The organism is Streptomyces sp. NBC_00078 (assembly GCF_026343335.1).
Classification (GTDB): Bacteria; Actinomycetota; Actinomycetes; order Streptomycetales; family Streptomycetaceae; genus Streptomyces.
Genome location: NZ_JAPELX010000001.1, coordinates 6,446,452 through 6,464,428, shown reverse-complemented (window position 1 = coordinate 6,464,428; position 17,977 = coordinate 6,446,452). Strand labels below are relative to the sequence as shown.

17 protein-coding genes and 2 riboswitches are annotated in these 17,977 nt (G+C 69.1%); of the genes, 7 read left to right on the top strand and 10 right to left on the bottom strand.

Annotation, left to right across the window (positions count from 1 at the left end; translation table 11 throughout):
- Nucleotides 1-38: 38 nt before the first annotated feature.
- The 8 genes from OOK07_RS30490 to OOK07_RS30455 form a co-directional block, all read right to left on the bottom strand.
- Nucleotides 39-1,361 (bottom strand): ABC transporter ATP-binding protein, encoded by a 1,323-nt coding sequence (locus tag OOK07_RS30490; protein WP_266799650.1) that lies wholly within the window; start codon nt 1,359-1,361, stop codon nt 39-41.
- Nucleotides 1,358-2,455: an ABC transporter ATP-binding protein gene (locus OOK07_RS30485; RefSeq protein ID WP_266684979.1), complete on the bottom strand. Its 1,098-nt coding sequence runs from the start codon at nt 2,453-2,455 to the stop codon at nt 1,358-1,360. Before OOK07_RS30485 ends, OOK07_RS30490 begins: the two co-directional genes overlap by 4 nt.
- On the bottom strand, nt 2,452-3,450 hold the full coding sequence (locus OOK07_RS30480; RefSeq protein WP_266684978.1) for an ABC transporter permease: 999 nt from the start codon (nt 3,448-3,450) through the stop codon (nt 2,452-2,454). The genes OOK07_RS30485 and OOK07_RS30480 overlap by 4 nt, the downstream gene beginning before the upstream one ends.
- A gap of 110 nt (nt 3,451-3,560) precedes the next feature.
- On the bottom strand, nt 3,561-5,357 hold the full coding sequence (locus OOK07_RS30475) for an ABC transporter substrate-binding protein (RefSeq protein ID WP_266684977.1): 1,797 nt from the start codon (nt 5,355-5,357) through the stop codon (nt 3,561-3,563).
- A 70-nt stretch (nt 5,358-5,427) separates the two neighbouring features.
- On the bottom strand, nt 5,428-6,435 hold the full coding sequence (locus tag OOK07_RS30470) for an ABC transporter permease (protein ID WP_266684976.1): 1,008 nt from the start codon (nt 6,433-6,435) through the stop codon (nt 5,428-5,430).
- A 308-nt stretch (nt 6,436-6,743) separates the two neighbouring features.
- Nucleotides 6,744-7,541, bottom strand: coding sequence for an enhanced serine sensitivity protein SseB C-terminal domain-containing protein (locus OOK07_RS30465; RefSeq protein ID WP_266684975.1), 798 nt, complete (start codon nt 7,539-7,541; stop codon nt 6,744-6,746).
- Nucleotides 7,542-7,633: 92 nt separating this feature from the next.
- Complete coding sequence (locus OOK07_RS30460; RefSeq protein WP_266684974.1) at nt 7,634-8,428, bottom strand: enhanced serine sensitivity protein SseB; 795 nt, start codon at nt 8,426-8,428, stop codon at nt 7,634-7,636.
- 87 nt (nt 8,429-8,515) lie between these two features.
- Nucleotides 8,516-9,190, bottom strand: a complete 675-nt coding sequence (locus tag OOK07_RS30455; protein WP_266802080.1) for an AAA family ATPase — start codon at nt 9,188-9,190, stop codon at nt 8,516-8,518.
- A 173-nt stretch (nt 9,191-9,363) separates the two neighbouring features.
- A riboswitch (glycine riboswitch) is annotated at nt 9,364-9,462 on the top strand.
- Nucleotides 9,463-9,570, top strand: a riboswitch (glycine riboswitch).
- A gap of 43 nt (nt 9,571-9,613) precedes the next feature.
- Here OOK07_RS30455 and gcvT point away from each other — a divergent pair.
- The 6 genes from gcvT to OOK07_RS30425 all read left to right on the top strand — a co-directional run bounded on the left by gcvT (nt 9,614) and on the right by OOK07_RS30425 (nt 14,797).
- Nucleotides 9,614-10,732: a glycine cleavage system aminomethyltransferase GcvT gene (gcvT, locus tag OOK07_RS30450; protein ID WP_266799646.1), complete on the top strand. Its 1,119-nt coding sequence runs from the start codon at nt 9,614-9,616 to the stop codon at nt 10,730-10,732.
- A gap of 120 nt (nt 10,733-10,852) precedes the next feature.
- The gene (gcvH, locus tag OOK07_RS30445; RefSeq protein ID WP_266684972.1) at nt 10,853-11,230 is read left to right on the top strand and encodes a glycine cleavage system protein GcvH; all 378 of its coding nucleotides are present in this window, start codon (nt 10,853-10,855) and stop codon (nt 11,228-11,230) included.
- 14 nt (nt 11,231-11,244) lie between these two features.
- Complete coding sequence (gene glyA, locus OOK07_RS30440) at nt 11,245-12,522, top strand: serine hydroxymethyltransferase (RefSeq protein ID WP_266799644.1); 1,278 nt, start codon at nt 11,245-11,247, stop codon at nt 12,520-12,522.
- A gap of 57 nt (nt 12,523-12,579) precedes the next feature.
- Nucleotides 12,580-13,947 (top strand): L-serine ammonia-lyase, encoded by a 1,368-nt coding sequence (locus tag OOK07_RS30435; RefSeq protein ID WP_266799642.1) that lies wholly within the window; start codon nt 12,580-12,582, stop codon nt 13,945-13,947.
- 200 nt (nt 13,948-14,147) lie between these two features.
- Entirely contained in the window at nt 14,148-14,378 is a 231-nt protein-coding gene (locus OOK07_RS30430; protein WP_266799640.1) for a FitA-like ribbon-helix-helix domain-containing protein, read from the top strand.
- Nucleotides 14,375-14,797, top strand: a complete 423-nt coding sequence (locus OOK07_RS30425) for a type II toxin-antitoxin system VapC family toxin (RefSeq protein ID WP_266799638.1) — start codon at nt 14,375-14,377, stop codon at nt 14,795-14,797. Before OOK07_RS30430 ends, OOK07_RS30425 begins: the two co-directional genes overlap by 4 nt.
- 275 nt (nt 14,798-15,072) lie before the next feature.
- On the opposite strand, the gene OOK07_RS30420 is transcribed toward OOK07_RS30425, so the two are convergent.
- Nucleotides 15,073-16,698, bottom strand: a complete 1,626-nt coding sequence (locus OOK07_RS30420) for a serine/threonine protein kinase (protein WP_266799637.1) — start codon at nt 16,696-16,698, stop codon at nt 15,073-15,075.
- 171 nt (nt 16,699-16,869) lie between these two features.
- Between OOK07_RS30420 and OOK07_RS30415 the strand changes: the two genes are divergently transcribed.
- Nucleotides 16,870-17,664: an FHA domain-containing protein gene (locus tag OOK07_RS30415; protein WP_266799635.1), complete on the top strand. Its 795-nt coding sequence runs from the start codon at nt 16,870-16,872 to the stop codon at nt 17,662-17,664.
- A gap of 55 nt (nt 17,665-17,719) precedes the next feature.
- Here the strand turns inward: OOK07_RS30415 and OOK07_RS30410 are convergent, their stop codons facing one another.
- The gene (locus OOK07_RS30410; RefSeq protein ID WP_266799633.1) at nt 17,720-17,953 is read right to left on the bottom strand and encodes a hypothetical protein; all 234 of its coding nucleotides are present in this window, start codon (nt 17,951-17,953) and stop codon (nt 17,720-17,722) included.
- Nucleotides 17,954-17,977 lie beyond the last annotated feature (24 nt).

Genomic DNA, 17,977 nt, shown 5'->3' with positions numbered 1-17,977 from the left:
GTTCGGTCATGTGCATGACTTTGCCAACTTGTCATGCGTTACTTGTCGGTTGACTCCTGGCTTTCGGCCTCCGGGGTCACGGCGGACTCGGTGGAGTCGGCGTCGGTGGCCGTCGCGGCAGCGGTGGTTTCGGTCGCCTCCGCGGCATCGGTGGCCTTCGCGCCATCGGTGGTCTCCGCGACCTCCGCCGCCACGGCAGCCGACGTCTCCGCCGACTCCGCAAGCACCTCGTCGGAGACCAGTTCGGCCGCCTCCTTGGCCACGGTCAGCAGCACCGTCTCCTGCGGGGCCTGGTCCTCGAAGTTCTCCGGGTGGTGGCAGGCGACCTGCTGGCCGGGCTTGAGCTCCACGAGCTTCGGCTCGGTCGTCTTGCAGATCTCCGTCGCCTTCCAGCACCGGGTGTGGAAGCGGCAGCCGCTGGGCGGGGAGATCGGCGAGGGCACGTCCCCCTTGAGCAGGATGCGCTCGCTCTTGGCGTTCCTGCGCCGCGGGTCCGGGATCGGCACCGCCGACATCAGCGCCTTGGTGTACGGGTGCATCGGCGCCTTGTACAGCGCCTCACGGTCGGCCAGTTCGACGATCTTGCCGAGGTACATCACCGCGATCCGGTCCGAGACGTGCCGGACGACGGAGAGGTCGTGCGCGATGATCACGTAAGTCAGGCCCAGCTCCTGCTGGAGGTCGTCGAGCAGGTTGACGACCTGGGCCTGGATCGACACGTCCAGCGCGGAGACCGGCTCGTCCGCCACGACCAGCTTCGGGTTCAGGGCGAGCGCGCGGGCGATGCCGATGCGCTGGCGCTGACCGCCGGAGAACTCGTGCGGGTAGCGGTTGTAGTGCTCGGGGTTGAGGCCGACCACCGACAGCAGCCGCTGGACCTCCTTCCTGATGCCGCCCTGGGGCTCGACGCCCTGCAGCTTGAAGGGGGCGCCGACGATCGTGCCGATGGTGTGGCGCGGGTTCAGCGAGGAGTACGGGTCCTGGAAGATCATCTGTACGTCGCGGCGCAGCGGACGCATGCCGCTCACCCCGAGGTGCGTGATGTCCTTGCCCTCGAACTCGACCTTGCCGCCGGTCGGTTCCAGCAGCCGGGTGATCAGCCGGCCCATCGTCGACTTGCCGCAGCCCGACTCGCCCACGACGCCCAGCGTCTCGCCGGACCTGACCTCGAAGTCGATGCCGTCGACCGCGTGCACGGCGCCGACCTGCCGCTGGAGCAGGCCCTTCCTGATCGGGAAGTGTTTCTGGAGCCCGGTCACCTTCAGCAGGGTCTCGCCGGGAGCGGCCCCGTCCCTGGTGACCACACTGCCTTCGCTCTGCGCAGGGATGCCCACTGCCGCGTCCTTAGGGTTCTCGCTCACAGCTTCGGCGCAATCTCTTCGATCCAGATACGCTCCCGCTGCTCATGCGTCATGTGGCAGGCGGCCCAGTGCTGGCTGCCGACCTCGGTCAGCTCGGGGCGGACCGTGCGGGTGACGTTGTCCTTCGGGATGTCGGCGTACGGGCAGCGCGGGTTGAAGGCGCACCCGGACGGCACGTTGATCAGCGAGGGCGGGGAGCCCTTGACCGGGATCAGGCGCTCCTGCTGCTCGCGGTCGAGGCGCGGCATCGAGCCGAGCAGACCCCAGGTGTAGGGGTGGCGGGGCTCGTAGAACACCTTGTCGGCAGGACCGCGCTCGACGCAGCGGCCGCCGTACATCACCAGGATGTCGTCGGCCAGTTCGGCGACGACGCCCAGGTCGTGGGTGATGACGATGACCGCGGAGCCGAACTCCTTCTGCAGATCCCGGATCAGGTCGAGGATCTGCGCCTGGACGGTCACGTCCAGGGCGGTGGTCGGCTCGTCCGCGATGAGCAGTTCGGGATTGTTGACCAGCGACATCGCGATCATCGCGCGCTGGCGCATACCGCCGGAGAACTCGTGCGGGTAGCTGTCCACCCGCTTGTCCGGCTGCGGGATGCCCACCCTGTCGAGCATCTCGACCGCGCGCCGCTTGGCGGTCTTCTTGTCGACGTTGTGGTGGATGCGGTACGCCTCCACGATCTGCTGGCCGATCGTGTAGTACGGGTGCAGCGCCGACAGCGGGTCCTGGAAGATCATCGCCATCTGACGGCCGCGCAGCTTGCGTACGTCGTCCGGGTCGGCGGTCAGCAGCTCGGTGCCGTCCAGCCATATCTCGCCGGAGATCTGCGCCTTGCGCTTGCCGTACTGGCCGGCGGTGTGCAGGCCCATGATGCCGAGCGAGGTCACCGACTTGCCGGATCCGGACTCGCCCACGATGCCGAGGGTCTTGCCCTTCTCCAGCTTGAAGGAGAGCCCGTCGACGGACTTGACCAGGCCGTCGTCGGTCGGGAAGTGCACCTTCAGGTCGCGCACTTCCAGGAAGGAGGTCGGGGCCGGCGAGGCCGAGGTGGGTTCGCCCACGGCTGCTCCGGTCTTGCTGAGTTCGGTCATGCGAGCCTCACTCGGGGGTCGATCACGGCGTACAGGACGTCCACCACGAGGTTGGCGATGAGCACGGCGAGGGAGGTGATCAGGGTGACGCCCAGGATGATGGGCAGGTCCTGGTTCTTGATGCCGTTCAGGACGGCCTGGCCGAGGCCCGGCAGGCTGAACGTGGTCTCGGTGAGGATCGCGCCGCCGATGAGCGCACCGAGGTCCATGCCGAGCATGGTCAGGATGGGCGTCATCGTGGAGCGCATGGCGTGCTTGCCGATGACGACGGGTTCGGTGAGGCCCTTGGCGCGTGCGGTGCGGATGTAGTCCTCGCCGAGGATCTCCAGCATGGTGGCGCGGGTGATCCGGGCGTACATCGCCGCGTAGAGGAACGCGAGGGTGACCCACGGCAGGATCATGCCGCCGAGCCAGCCGGTGAAGCTCTGGCTGAGGGGCACGTACTGGCCGTCGATCCAGCCCAGTCCGTAGCTGAAGATCGCCAGCGACAGCAGGCCGGTGAAGTAGATGGGCAGCGAGACACCGCTGAGGGCGATGACCATTGCGCTGCGGTCCCAGAGGCTGCCCCGCTTGAGCGCGGAGAGCACACCTGCGGCCACACCGAAGACCAGCCACAGCACGGCGGCACCGAGCGCCAGACCCAGGGTCACCGGGAAGCGGTCGGTGAGCACCGGCCAGACGGCCTGCTCGCTGCGGAAGGAGTAGCCGAAGCACGGCGCGGAGCAGTGGGTGATGTCGCCGCCGGCCGCGTAGGTACGGCCGACGAAGATGCCCTTGAAGAAGTGCCAGACCTGGATGAAGATCGGGTCGCTCAGACCCAGCTTCGTCCGCACGGCTTCGACCGCCGCGGGGTCGGCCTGCTTGCCCACGAAGCTCGTGGCGATGTCCACGCCCGCCCACTTGGGGACGAGGAAGAAGATGCTGAAGACCACCAGGATGATGACCACGAGCATCACTGCGGCGGCGAACAGCCGCCTGAGGAGGTAAGCGAGCACAGCTTACGGCCCGCTGCGGACCGCGGGCCTCCGGAGGTTGTCCGGTGGCCCGCGGTCACGCCGCGCCGGCCTTCACCTGCCTTTCGTGCCGTACGGCGGGTGTGCCGGGTTTACTTCGTGGACTTCAGGCCGAGGTTGACGAAGTCGTAGTAACCGCTGTACGCGTTCGTCGTGTACACGTTGGCCAGGTTCGAGCCGCGGAAGTTGAGCAGCCGCTCGAAGGTGAAGGGCAGGTAGTACGCGCCCTCACTGACCTTGTGGTTGATCTGCATGGCGATCTCGGTCTTCTTCGCGTCGTCCGTGGCCTTCGTCGCGTTGTACTGGTCGAAGAGGCCGTCGATCGTCTTGTCCTTGATCATGGCGAAGTTGTTGTTACCGCTCTGGAGGATGTACTTGCTGCTCCACAGCGGGATGCCATAGCCCTGGACCGACGGGAAGTCCGGACCCCAGCCCATGATGATGATGCCGAGCTTCTTCTTCTCGACGTTGGCCGGGGCACCGATGATGCCGGCGCTCTGCGAGCCGTCGTACTGGTAGATGTCGGCCTGGATGCCGACCTTCTTCAGCGCCGCCTGCAGGGACGTGGCCGTGGCCACCTCCTGCTGCTTGTTGTTGCGGACCGCGATGGTGGTCTTGAAGCCGTTCGGCTGACCGCAGGCCTTCAGCGCCTGCTTGGCCAGGGAGGTGTTGCCGTTCTTGTTGGCACCGGCGATCTTGTACGGGTCGTACTTCTGACCCTCGGCGCCCGGGACCGACGGCGGGAGCATGTTGGTGCCGATGAGGCCACCGGCGACGGGGCCACCGCGCGCCGTCTGCAGGGAGACGTGGTCGGCGGCGTAGATCACGGCCTTGCGGCACTCGATGTTGTCGAACGGCTTGACCGTCTGCGGGAAGACCGCGTAGCGGATGAAGCCGGAGACCGGGTTGTCCAGGTTGGCCTTGTGCTGCTTCAGGGCGATGGTGCGGCCCTGCGGGCCAAGACCCGTCTGGCTGGCGTCGATGTCGTAGTCGCCGTTGATCAGACGCTGGTCGGAGTCGCTCTGGTTGGACGAGATGGTGAGCGAGATCTTGTCCGGGTAGGCCTTGCGGACCGGGTCCGAGGACGCCTTCCAGCTGGTGTTGCGGACCAGGATCAGCGACTTGCCCGGGCTGTACGACTGGAACTTGTACGGGCCGGAGGAGAACGGCTTCAGACCGTACTTGGACTTGGTGTCCTTGTCCTGGCGGACCGGCGAGGCCGAGGTCATCGCCAGCACCTGCTTGAAGTCGGAGTTCGCCGACGGCAGGTGGAAGACGATCGTCTTGGCGTCGGGCGTGTCGATCGCCTTCAGGCCGAGGTGGTCCTTGGACGTGTCCTTGTACGGCCCCTTGTAGGTCTTCTTGGGGTCGAGCATCTGCTGCAGGTAGACCGGACCGCCGGACAGGACGTCCTGCGCCCAGGAGCGCTCGATGCCGTACTTGATGTCCTGGGACGTGATCGCCTTGCCGTCCTCCCACGTGATTCCGTCACGCAGGTGGAACGTGTACGTCTTGCCGTCGGCCGAGACCTGGCCCTCGTCCGCGGCGAGGTCCGGCGTGACCTCGGCGCCCTTGGCGCCCGGCTCGGTCTTGTAGGTGAGCAGCTGACGGCTGTAGTAGCGGGAGAAGTCCCACATGAAGCCGTAGTAACCGCGCGTGGTGTCCCACGAGTCGGCGTCCTGGGTGGTGACGAACTTCAGCTCGCCGCCCTTCTTGACCTGCGAGGCCTGGGCGACCTTGTTGTTCGCCGCGTCGAAGCCGGCCGCTCCGTTCTTCGAACCGCCGTTGTCGTTGCCGCCGCCGCACGCTGCCATGGTCAGCATGCCGGCGACCGCGGCAGCAGCGGCCAAAGCCTGCTTACGCCGCCCTGAGGTGCGTTGGGTAGTCACGATCTCGGATCCTCCGGATTTGATGAGAGACCCCGTGGAGGTGCTCACGGGACGCTTGGGGTACGGCAGTTCAGCGGGAACCCTTCGGGTCGAGCGCGTCCCGCACGCCGTCGCCGAAGAGGTTGAAGGCCAGAACGGTGATGAAGATCGCCACGCCGGGCACCACCATGAACATGGGGTCCGAGTCGTAGTAGTCGATCGCGGTCGAGAGCATCTGCCCCCACGAGGACGTGGGCGGCTTGACGCCGACGCCCAGGAAGCTGAGTGCCGCCTCGGTCAGGATGTTGGTGGGGATCATCATCGTCGTGTACACGATGATGGGGGCGACGAGGTTGGGCAGCAGTTCCTTGAACAGGATGTAGAAGCGCCCGCCGCCCAGCGACCGGGCGGCCTCGACGTACTCGCGCTCACGCAGCGAGAGCGTCTGGCCGCGAACCACGCGTCCGATGTAGGGCCAGCCGAAGAAGCCGATGACCAGGATCATCACGAACACACGCACGCTGGATCCGGTCAGACCGAGCATCTCGTTCGGCATCACGGAGACCAGGGCGATGATGAAGAGCAGCTGCGGGAAGGCGAGCAGACCGTCCATGACACGGCTGATGGCCGAGTCGACCCAGCCGCCGAAGAAACCGGCCAGAACGCCCAGGACCGTACCGAGCACGACGGCGACGATCGCGGACAGGAAGCCGACCAGCAGCGAGATCCGGGCACCGTAGAGGACACGGGCGAAGATGTCGCGGCCGTTGACGGGCTCGACGCCCAGCAGGTGATCACCGCTGATGCCGCCCAGGGATCCCTTGGGCGTACCGAAGAGCGGGTCGATCAGGCTCTCGTGGTAGGCGTCGGGGTCCTGTCCGATCAGGTCCGTGAGCAGTGGAGCGAGCAGGGCGACCAGGATGAGGACGAGCACGACGATGCCGCCCGTGAGGGCGAGCTTGTCCCGCTTGAGGCGCTCCCAGGCGATCCGGCCCAGGGAACGCCCCTGAACTGCCTTTTCACCGGCAGTGGCGACCGCCGCTTCTTCGGCCGCGCTCGGGGCCGCTTCCGCGGTCGGCTCGTGCAATGGTGCCGTCATCTGGCAGGGACCCCTCTCAACCGGCGGTAGCCGGCCCGCACTTGCCGCTGTAGCGGCGTGATCAGTCCGTAATACACGGGGGCGAACCCCCCTGGAGCGGGAGTCTTCAACGCTTTGGCGATCTGTTGCCAGACTTGACGGGGAAAGGATGCGTAAACGTGATGCAGGCTGGTGTGTTCCGTTATCCGGACAGCGGGTAACGGCGGTCGGACGGGGTTCATTGCGGACATCCAGAACATAGAAGGATCTTCTGGCGCTATCTACGCGCGCAGATCAGCCCTGACCCGGTACGGACCAAGCCGACCGTCTCAGTATCCGCCGTGCACCGGCGGGTAGCCGTACCCGGATACCGGAGCCTGCGCCGGGGCCGCCGCGTGGGCCTCGCGGTCGTAGAAGGGGCGGGCGCTCGCGCGCATCCACAGGGCGACGGGGTCGTACTCGTCGGACATCGCCACCGTCGACACCGGCAGTCCGTCCGGGACGGCGCCGATGGACTGCTGCATCATCGCCCGCACCGAGTCCACCGCGGGCGGGCTCGTGTCGTACACGTCCAGGCCGATGGCGAGATACGGCGCCCCGAGCGCCGGCTGCACCCAGGCCCGGCGCAGCGAGCGGACGGACGGGGTGCGGTGGGCGTTCTGCGTGAGCAGGGCGTAGAACTGCGGGATCTCGATCGCGGGATCCGACAGGCGCAGCGGGCCGGCGGCCTGGCGCTCCAGGCCGGTGGCGATACGGCGCAGGTCGAGCCAGGGGATGCCCAGGCCGCCGCCCGGGGCGTGCGGGTTGAGCCAGAGGCCGAAGTGGTCGGGGTACAGGGTCCGGGCCACGTCCAGGCCGTCGACCACCTCGTAGGACCTGTTCCAGCCGCTGGCCGAGAGTTCCTGGGCGGAGGTGACGCACGGCGCGTAGCCGTAGCCCTCGACCTCCATGTTTCCGTACTGGGCGTCCGGGGAGCCCGCCTGGCCGTGCCACAGGAGCATCCAGATCTGGCCGGCGCCGGGGGCCGCCAGTGCGCGGAGGAGTGCCTCGTAGGCGTCGTAGCGCCCCGGCGTCACCTGGCGCAGCATGTGCTCGACCGTCCCGGTCGTGGTGCCGCTGGCGCTCACGTGTACCGCCCCTTCTGGAAGTTGCCCACTTCTGCCAACAGCTTAAGCGCCCGGGAGTGCCGGACTTGTTGTGCCTTCGCCCCTGGCGGCGCTCACACGTGATCACCCGTATAGAACGGGCGCACCTGTTCTCGCATCCAGTTCGCCACCGGGTCGTCCGTCACGTCCAGGAGGACCAGGTTGACCGGCCACGGGGTGGGAACCGCGGTCGCCGCCCGCTCCAGGGCGGCCAGGGGAAGCGCCCGCAGGTCGCCCTCCCGCTGGGAGAGTTCGACGCCCACGAACATCACCGGGGCCGCCGTCTCGACGAGGGCGAGGCAGCGGCGGGCCGTGACGACCACGCCCGTCTGCGCGAACTCGGCACAGGCCGCGGCCAGGAAGTCGACCGGGTCGTCCTGCCAGTCCGGTTCGAAGAGCTTGACGCGGGCGCCGGCGGCCGGGCCGTCCAGCGGGGTGCGGCCCACCCGGCACAGCTCGGCGACCGCGGCCGGCGGAAGGGGGACGCCGACCACGCCGTCGGGGTTGAGCGCGAGACCCACCTGCGGGGGCAGCCCGCGGGCGAACTCGACGGCCGGGGCGATCGTGTACGACATGTGCGAGCCGACGACCTGGCGGAACTGCTCCTCGGAGCTGAAGACCGGGACATAGGCCTGGCCCTCGATCTCCAGCGTCGGCAGGTCGAGCGGGCCGCTGTTCGGGCCGCCGCCGCTGGGCAGCGGGACCCAGACGAAGCTGCGTCCGAGCACCTCGATGATCCGGCCGCCCGCCGAGGGCATGCCGAGGGAGGCCGACAGCACCTCCTCCAGTTCGTTGCCTGGCCATCCGCCGTGCGGATGGGGGTGTGCCTGTACGGGAAAGTCCGCGGGAAGATCCGCTGGGAAGTCCATCTGTGTCCGACCGCCTGCTGAGAACCACTGCCTGCTGAGAACCACTGCTGTGCCCGGAAAGGCTAACGGGTGGGACGGACAAAGGGGTCAGCCCGTGAAGCCGATCCTGCGCAGTACGTCCGCCGCGTCCCGGTCCAGCAGCACCGCCGAGCCGACCCCCTCGGGCAGATCGCCCCGCTCCACCGCACGGATCAGCCGGCCGGCCGCCGTGCGGTGACGCAGGAACGCGTAGCGGGAGACGCCGCGGCCGCGCTCGCGCTGGCCCAGAAGCGCCGCGCCGGGCGGGACGTCGAGCAGCACGAGGTGCAGGGTGCCGCCGCGGCGCCGGGCCTCGCGGGCCAGCCAGCCCCGCACCCAGGCCTGGGTGCCGCAGTCGTGCACGACGACGCCCTCGCCGCCGCGCAGGGCGCGATGCAGCCCGGCGTAGTGGGCGAGCCGGACGAGGGGGCGGTAGACCGCGTACGGCAGGAAGCGGGACGCGCGGGCGTCCCACCGGTCGCGGGCGTCCTGCGAGTCGATACGGACGCCACGCACCGCGCGCTCCATCAGCGTGGACTTGCCGCTGCCGGGCAGGCCGGTGACCACCACGAGATCGCGGGGGCCGAAGAGCAGGGCGTGCGGGCTGCGCCCCGAACGGTCGCGCAGATCGCGGACCACGGGTTCCGGCCGGACGCCACACGCCTCCTGGGCCGGGGCCGCGGGCTGCTCGGGCAGCGCGACGGCCGGGCTCGTGGCGTACGCCGTGGTCCTGTCCACCGTGATCGTCCTCCCCTGGGGCCGGGTTCGGAGTCCCCTGCCCTCCGAGTGTAAAGAGAAGGTAATGCGCGGTGTCTCGTGTTTTCGTGATCGCCTTGCCACAAGCCGGTTACAGACCGGGCCTGCCACCCTCGGACCCGGCGTGCGATGATGTGCGCGCCAACTGCATACCGGCCGTTTGAATCCGCGCGGGAGAGTCCCCAGCACCAGATCGCTGGGGCGCCGAAGGAGCAAGTCCCTCCCTTGAATCTCTCAGGCCCCGTTACCGCGCGGGCGAGGCACATCTGAAAAGCGGGCCGCCGTTCCCGGTGGTCCCACCCACGGTGCAAGCCATGCCGCGAGCGGTCATGGCGAACCTCTCAGGTTCCGATGACAGATGGGGAGGAATGCCCTCGCCTGTCCCGCTATGCCCTGGGAGACGACCGTCCGATGAGCAGTACCCACATCCGTCGTACCGCGCTCGACGCCCTGCATCGTTCCCTCGGTGCGACGATGACCGACTTCGCCGGCTGGGACATGCCCCTGCGCTACGGCTCCGAGCGCGACGAGCATCTCGCCGTACGGACGAAGGCCGGACTCTTCGATCTCTCCCACATGGGCGAGATCGCCGTGACCGGCCCGCAGGCCGCCCAGCTCCTGAACTTCGCCCTGGTCGGCAACATCGCCTCCGTCGGCGTCGGCCGCGCCCGCTACACCATGATCTGCCGGGCCGACGGCGGCATCCTCGACGACCTGATCGTCTACCGGCTCGGCGAGAGCGAGTACCTGGTCGTCGCCAACGCCTCCAACGCCCAGGTGGTGCTGGACGCGCTCACCGAGCGGGCCGCCGGCTTCGACGCCGAGGTGCGCGATGACCGGGACGCGTACGCGCTCATCGCCGTGCAGGGCCCGGAGGCCGCGGGCATCCTCGCCTCCCTCACCGACGCCGGCCTCGACGCCCTGAAGTACTACGCCGGCCTGCCCGGCACCGTCGCCGGCGTCCCGGCCCTCGTCGCGCGCACCGGCTACACCGGCGAGGACGGCTTCGAGCTGTTCGTCGCCCCCGGCGACGCGGAGAAGCTGTGGCAGGCGCTGACCGAGGCCGGCGCGTCCGCCGGGCTGGTCCCCTGCGGACTGTCCTGCCGGGACACCCTGCGCCTGGAGGCGGGCATGCCGCTGTACGGGCACGAGCTGTCCACCTCGCTCACGCCCTTCGACGCCGGGCTCGGACGGGTGGTGAAGTTCGACAAGGAGGGCGACTTCGTGGGCCGCGAGGCCCTGCGGGAGGCCGCCGCGCGCGCCGAGTCGAACCCGCCGCGCGTCCTGGTCGGCCTGGTCGCCGAGGGCCGCCGGGTCCCGCGCGCCGGTTACCCGGTCGTGGCCGGCGGTGAGGTGATCGGCGAGGTCACCTCCGGTGCGCCCTCCCCCACGCTGGGCAGGCCGATCGCGATGGCGTACGTCGACGCGGCGCACGCGGCCCCTGGGGCGCCCGGCGTGGGCGTGGACATCCGGGGCAGTCACGAACCGTACGAGGTCGTGGCGTTGCCGTTCTACAAGCGCCAGAAGTAGAAACTGGGCGGCGGGCGGCCCGTCCACGGACGTGACCCCGCGCACATCTTCCCTGCTCACACGCGTATCCAGCAGTCACCCATTCATCAGCACTCCCTCGCGTACAGGAGAATTCAGGCCATGAGCAACCCCCAGCAGCTGCGCTACAGCAAGGAGCACGAGTGGCTGTCGGCCGCCGAGGACGGCGTCTCGACGGTCGGCATCACGGAGTTCGCGGCCAACGCGCTCGGCGATGTCGTCTACGCCCAGCTTCCCGAGGTGGGCTCCGCCGTGACCGCGGGCGAGACCTGCGGCGAACTGGAGTCGACCAAGTCGGTCAGCGACCTGTACTCCCCCGTCACCGGTGAGATCACCGAGATCAACGAGGACGTGGTGAACGACCCGTCCCTGGTGAACTCGGCCCCCTTCGAGGGCGGTTGGCTTTTCAAGATCCGCGTCACGGACGAGCCGGGCGACCTGCTCTCCGCCGACGAGTACACCGCCCAGAACGCCGGCTGAGGAGCCGTAGACGCATGTCCGCACTGAACACTCCCCTGCACGAGCTCGACCCGGAGATCGCCGCCGCGGTCGACGCCGAGCTGCACCGGCAGCAGTCCACCCTCGAGATGATCGCCTCGGAGAACTTCGCCCCGGTCGCGGTCATGGAGGCCCAGGGCTCGGTCCTCACCAACAAGTACGCCGAGGGCTACCCCGGCCGCCGCTACTACGGCGGCTGCGAGCACGTCGACGTCGCCGAGCAGATCGCCATCGACCGGGTCAAGGACCTGTTCGGCGCCGAGTACGCCAACGTCCAGCCCCACTCCGGCGCCTCCGCCAACCAGGCGGCCCTGTTCGCGCTGGCCCAGCCCGGCGACACGATCCTCGGCCTGGACCTGGCGCACGGCGGGCATCTGACCCACGGGATGCGGCTGAACTTCTCCGGCAAGCAGTTCAACGTCGTCGCCTACCACGTCGACGACGCCGGTCTCGTCGACATGGCGGAGCTTGAGCGGCTGGCCAAGGAGCACCGCCCCAAGGTGATCATCGCCGGGTGGTCGGCGTACCCGCGGCAGCTGGACTTCGCGGAGTTCCGCCGGATCGCCGACGAGGTCGAGGCGTACCTGTGGGTCGACATGGCGCACTTCGCGGGCCTGGTGGCCGCGGGCCTGCACCCGAACCCCGTCGAGTACGCGGACGTGGTCACCTCCACCACCCACAAGACGCTGGGCGGTCCGCGCGGCGGGATCATCCTCGCGAGGAAGGAGTTCGCGAAGAAGCTGAACTCCTCCGTCTTCCCGGGCTTCCAGGGCGGTCCCCTGGAGCACGTGATCGCGGCGAAGGCGGTCTCCTTCAAGGTCGCCGCCGGCGAGGAGTTCAAGGAGCGCCAGCGGCGTACGGTGGAGGGTGCGCGCATCCTCGCCGACCGTCTGACGGCCGACGACGCCCGGGAGGCCGGGATCAACGTGCTCTCCGGCGGCACCGACGTCCACCTCATCCTCGTCGACCTGCGCGAGTCCGAACTGGACGGGCAGCAGGCCGAGGACCGTCTCCACGAGGTCGGCATCACGGTCAACCGCAACGCCGTCCCGAACGACCCGCGCCCGCCGATGGTGACGTCGGGGCTGCGGGTGGGCACGCCCGCCCTGGCCACCCGCGGCTTCACGGCCGAGGACTTCGCCGAGGTCGCGGACGTGATCGCCGAGACGCTCAAGGCGGCTTCCCCCTTCGGGGAGGCCGACGTGGAATCGCTGAAGGCGCGGGTCAAGGCCCTTGCCGACAAGCACCCGCTGTACCCCGGCCTGACCAAGTAGTTCCCGGCGGGGGTGCCTCTCGGGGCACCCCCGCCACCCCATAGTTGAGGAGTCCCCGTGGCCATCTCGGTCTTCGACCTGTTCTCGATCGGCATCGGCCCGTCCAGCTCCCACACGGTCGGCCCGATGCGCGCGGCCCGTATGTTCGCCCGCCGGCTGCGCAACGAGGAGGTGCTGGACTCCGTCGCGTCGGTACGGGCCGAGCTGTACGGCTCGCTCGGCGCGACGGGGCACGGCCACGGAACGCCCAAGGCGGTGCTGCTCGGCCTGGAGGGCGCCTCCCCGCGGACGGTCGACGTGGAGGGTGCAGACGAGCGGGTGGAGCAGATCAAGCAGGCGGGCCGGATCCGGCTGCTGGGCGAGCACGAGATCCCGTTCTCCTTCGACGACGACCTGAAGCTGCACCGCCGCAAGACCCTCCCGTACCACGCGAACGGCATGACGCTGTGGGCGCACGACGCGGCCGGTACGGAGCTGATGTCGAAGACGTACTACTCGGTGGGCGGCGGCTTCGTCGTCGACGAGGACGCGGTCGGCGCGGACCGCATCAAGCTGGACGACACCGTGCTGAAGTACCCCTTCCGCACCGGCGACGAACTGCTGCGCCAGACCAAGGAGACGGGCCTGTCGATCTCCGCCCTGATGCTGGAGAACGAGCGGGCCTGGCGCACCGAGGACGAGATCCGCACCGGGCTGCTGGAGATCTGGCAGGTCATGCAGGCGTGCGTGGCGCGCGGCATGTCCCGCGAGGGCATCCTCCCCGGCGGTCTGAAGGTACGCCGCCGGGCCGCCGTGACCGCCCGCCAACTCCGCGCCGAGGGTGACCCGTTGGCGCACGCGATGGAGTGGATCACGCTCTACGCGATGGCGGTGAACGAGGAGAACGCCGCGGGCGGCCGCGTGGTCACCGCCCCGACGAACGGCGCCGCGGGCATCATCCCGGCCGTCCTGCACTACTACATCAACTTCGTCCCGGGTGCCGACGAGGAGGGCGTGGTCCGCTTCATGCTCGCGGCCGGCGCGATCGGCATGCTCTTCAAGGAGAACGCCTCCATCTCCGGCGCCGAGGTCGGCTGCCAGGGCGAGGTCGGCTCCGCCTGCTCGATGGCGGCGGGCGCGCTCGCGGAGGTGCTCGGCGGATCTCCCGAACAGGTCGAGAACGCGGCCGAGATCGGCATGGAGCACAACCTCGGCCTGACCTGCGACCCGGTCGGCGGACTGGTCCAGATCCCGTGCATCGAACGCAACGGCATGGCCGCGGTGAAGGCGGTCACGGCCGCCCGGATGGCGATGCGCGGCGACGGCTCGCACAAGGTGTCCCTGGACAAGGTCATCAAGACGATGAAGGACACGGGCGCGGACATGAGCGTCAAGTACAAGGAGACGGCTCGGGGCGGGCTCGCGGTGAACATCATCGAGTGCTGAGGGGACGGGTCCTGACCTGCGCATTCGTGTCTTTCAGCGCTGTCGGGCCTTCCCTGCTCACGTGGCGGGAAGTCCCCGGAATGTCCCTGGGACAGGCAGGAAAGTCCCCGAAGGGTCCCCGGGAAACCTCACGGGTCGGGCATCTGACCTGCGGGCACTCAGCACCTTCATAATGCCTGCATTGCCACTAAAATGAAGGCATGACCGCGATCACGATCCGAGATGTCCCGGACGACACAGTCAACGCCCTGAAGGTCCGCGCCGCACAGGCGGGCAAGTCGCTCCAGGCGTACGCCCTGGACCTTCTCTCCCGTGAAGCCGCCAAGCCCACCCTCGCGGAGATGGCCACACGCCTGGAGCGTGAAACCCGCACCGAGCTCGGCACGACCGACATCCTCGACGCCATCGAGGACGGGCGAGACCGACGTTGATCGTCATTGACTGCTCCAGCCTCGTCCACTTCCTCCTCGACCACGGCACAACCGGAACCGCGATCCGTGAGCGGGTGGGCCGCGCCGATGCTCTCGCAGCGCCGGGACTGCTGGACTACGAGATCACCTCGGCCGTCTTCGGGCTGGCCCGCGGCCGGCGAGGGGACAAGCCCAAGATCACGGAAAAGGAGGCACTGAAGGCGATCACCGACTACCAGACCCTCGCTCTCGACCTGCACCCGACGCTGGTCCTCTGGCAGCGCGTACGCGAGCTGTCGAACAACCTCTCCGTCTACGACGCGCATTACGTGGCCCTCGCCGAGAGCTTCGGCGTTCCGCTGATCACCAGCGACGCCAGGATCGAGCGCAGCGGGGCAGCACGCTGCACGATCGAGATCTTCGAGGCACCCAGCACCTGACCCCAGCGGCACCACCGCGCGCGGCTCCACAACCCATGCACGGCCTGTCGGGTTCCATAGTTGTCGCCGCACTGGGTCTGGCCTTGGCTTCCGCCGCGCCCCGATCAGATTCGGGCGCTCCCCTTGCCGTGAGCCGGAGCGGAGCGGATCCTCCGGGGGGTCAAGCCCCGTGGCAGTGGTCCCACACGCTCGACCGCGTGCTCAAACGGCCCGCGCACGTGAGCCGCGCCGGCCTCCCTTCCGGCTCGGGAGGCCCACGGGTCGTGCCGTTTGTTTCACTCCTTGACCGGGGTGTCGCCGTTCATGGCGAAGCGGGCGGAGCACTGTTCGTCGGATCGGTCGCTCGCATTCCAGACGCAGATCCACATCGTGCGGCCGACGTCTGAGATGAAGTTTGTTTTCGCGGCGCCCCAGTCGGCCTGGAACGTGTACGCGATGCCGTCGCTTCGGTGGAGTTCGGCGCCACAGCTTTGGCGCAGGGAGGTGTTGAGCACGCCTGCGAGTTCGCCGGAGCCGTTGTCGTCCAGCCAGGCGGAGCAGGCGGCGTCGTTGCCGACCCAGGAGGTGTCCGCCTCGGAGCCCTTGACCTGTGCCGGGTCGTCGCTGCCGTTGATACCACTGATCGACGACGAGGTGACGCGGGTGGCGGCTGCTGAGGACGCGGCAGTCGCGGCGGGGCCAGAGGGCGAACGCGCGCTGGACGCACTCGGCGGGACGGTCGTGTCCGTGCCGGCCGGGGTCGGGAGCCCCGACCCCGCGGTGGGCGGGGTCGAACGGCTTGGGCTCGCGGAGGACGTCCGTGTCGTCCCGGCCACGGGCTCGACGCTGACCGACGCGCTGTCGGACGTATGCGCAGCGCCGTTGTGCCGGGAGGCGGACGGGACGAGTAGGAACGCTGCGACGGCGCCGAGGGCGATCACTGCGGCGCTCGGGAGCAGGAGCAGGCGTTTGCGTGGATGGCGAGGTGACGCGGCGGACGGGGGCGCGGTCTCAGGCGTCGGATCCGCATCCAGGTCCGGCGGCGGGACGGTCTCCAGCTTGCCGACCGGCGTCGCGGCGAAGGCACGTCGCGAGGCGATGCGTGACATGACCTCGGAAGGCCAGGAGGGAGGAGGAACGGACAGGTGTGCGCGGGCCGCCTCCACCAACTCCCGGGCGGTGGGGCGTGCTCCGGGTCCGGTCGCGAGACAGGACCCGATGACGGCGGCGAGGTCGGCATCCACGGCACGCAGCGGCTCGACGTCGGCGACGACACCGGGCGTACGGCCCGAAGCCGCGTAGAGCACGAGCGCCCCGAGCGAGTAGACGTCCGCGGGCGCGTCCACGTCCTCGCCCCCGCCCCCGGCCTGCTGTTCCGGTGCCGAGAATCCCTGAGTGCCGTAGCTGCCACCGCTCTTGGTGAGCCTCGCCTGGTCCGCGGCGCGCGCGATGCCGAAGTCGATCAGCTTCACGCCGTCCCGCACCAGCATGACGTTGCCGGGCTTGACGTCACGGTGCACGATCTCGAGCGCGTGCACGGCCGACAGGTGAGTGGCCGCCTCGGCCAACAGCAGCCACAGCGCCTCGGCAGGCAGCGGGCCGCGCAGCCGGACCGCCTCGTCCACGGTGAGTCCGGGCACGTACTCGGTGGCGAACCAGGGACGTTCCGCGGTGCCGTCGCTCGCCAGCACCCGCGGCCCGACCCCGGCCGGCACACGGTAGAGGATGCCGACCTCACGTTCGAAGCGCTCGCTGGAGACCAACCGTGACCGGACGCGCTTGACGGCGGCGTAGCCCTTGTCGGACACCCCGAGGTAGACCTCACCCATACCGCCGACGCCGAGCAGACCGATGATGTTGAAGCTGCCGATCTCCTGTGGATCGTCCGCGCCGAGTGGTTCGGCGATCGTGCTATCCATCATCAGCAGTTCCCCGGCCGCTCGCGCTCACGGCGGGCAGGCTATCGAGCAACTCAGGGCAAGGCAAAACAAGTTGGCGGCGAACGCGCCTTGCCCAGCGTACGCATCTGGTGGGAGGACCGGTCCTCGCAGTGCGCTCATACACTGACGCGAGCTGAGCCGGAGGTATGTGATATGGAGTACGGAAACTTCCCACCCCAGATGCTGCCGCCGGGCAGTCCCTCCGACAGGGTGCCCTCGGCGCCGCCGGGGACGATCTTCGTACTGGGTCCGGAGGGCGGGTACGCCGTGCCGCCGCGCCGGTACACGCTGCTGTTCGGGCGCGACCGCGAGGACGTGCATGTGCCGGTCGGTGTCGACGACCCGAGCGTCAGCCGTCGGCACGGCGTGTTCACCTGCACGGCCGCGGACGGCGACTGGTGGCTGGTCAACACCGGCAATCTGCCGATCGAACTGCCCGACGGCGTGCTCATGCTCGCCGGCCACAAGCGCGTCATCGAGTCCGGGTACACCCCGCTGGTGATCAATTCGTCCAAGCGGCGTTCCCACCTGGTGGAGGTCCGCGTCGTGGACGAGGACGACCGGAACCCCCGCTCCACGAGCGGTGCGGAGACCGTGGATCCCGAGACGGTCTACGAACTCTCCCCGCAGGAGCGGCTGGTGCTCACCGCACTCGCCCGGCGCTACCTGGAGGGCCACGACGCCTTCCCGCTCCCGCTGGCCTGGGAGGACACGGCCCGTCAGGTCAACGCCTCCCCCTACGTGACCAAGTCCTGGACCCACAAGTCGGTCGCGAACACGGTCGAGGACGTGCGCGAACGGCTGCACCGCCGGGGCGTGCGCGGACTGCTGCGCGACGAGGTCGGCGAGCCGGTCGGCTCGACACTCAGTGTCAACCTGATCAGGGAACTGCTGAAGACGGCGACGCTGAGTGCTCAGGACCTGGAGTTGCTGGCCGACAAGAACTGAGCGGACCGCACGCCGCGTGCCCCGGCCGATCGTCGGCCGGGGCACGCGGCGTTTCTCAGCCTTCCGCCTCGCGCTCGGCTGCGGCGTTGTACGTGACGTACATGGGGCCGTGCTGGACTGCGAAGACGGCTGCCTGATCCTCCGCCGAACTCTGCTGCTGAGGCTGCGGATCGGGCTCCGGCTGCTCGGGGGGACTCGTCGTGTTCGTCACCCGGTTGTTGTCCCCTACGACGACAGTGCCTGAGACGTCCCCGGTGTGGATGTCTCCGTGTGTGGATTCTGCGGGCATGGCCGGCCTTTCTTGGTGGGTCTC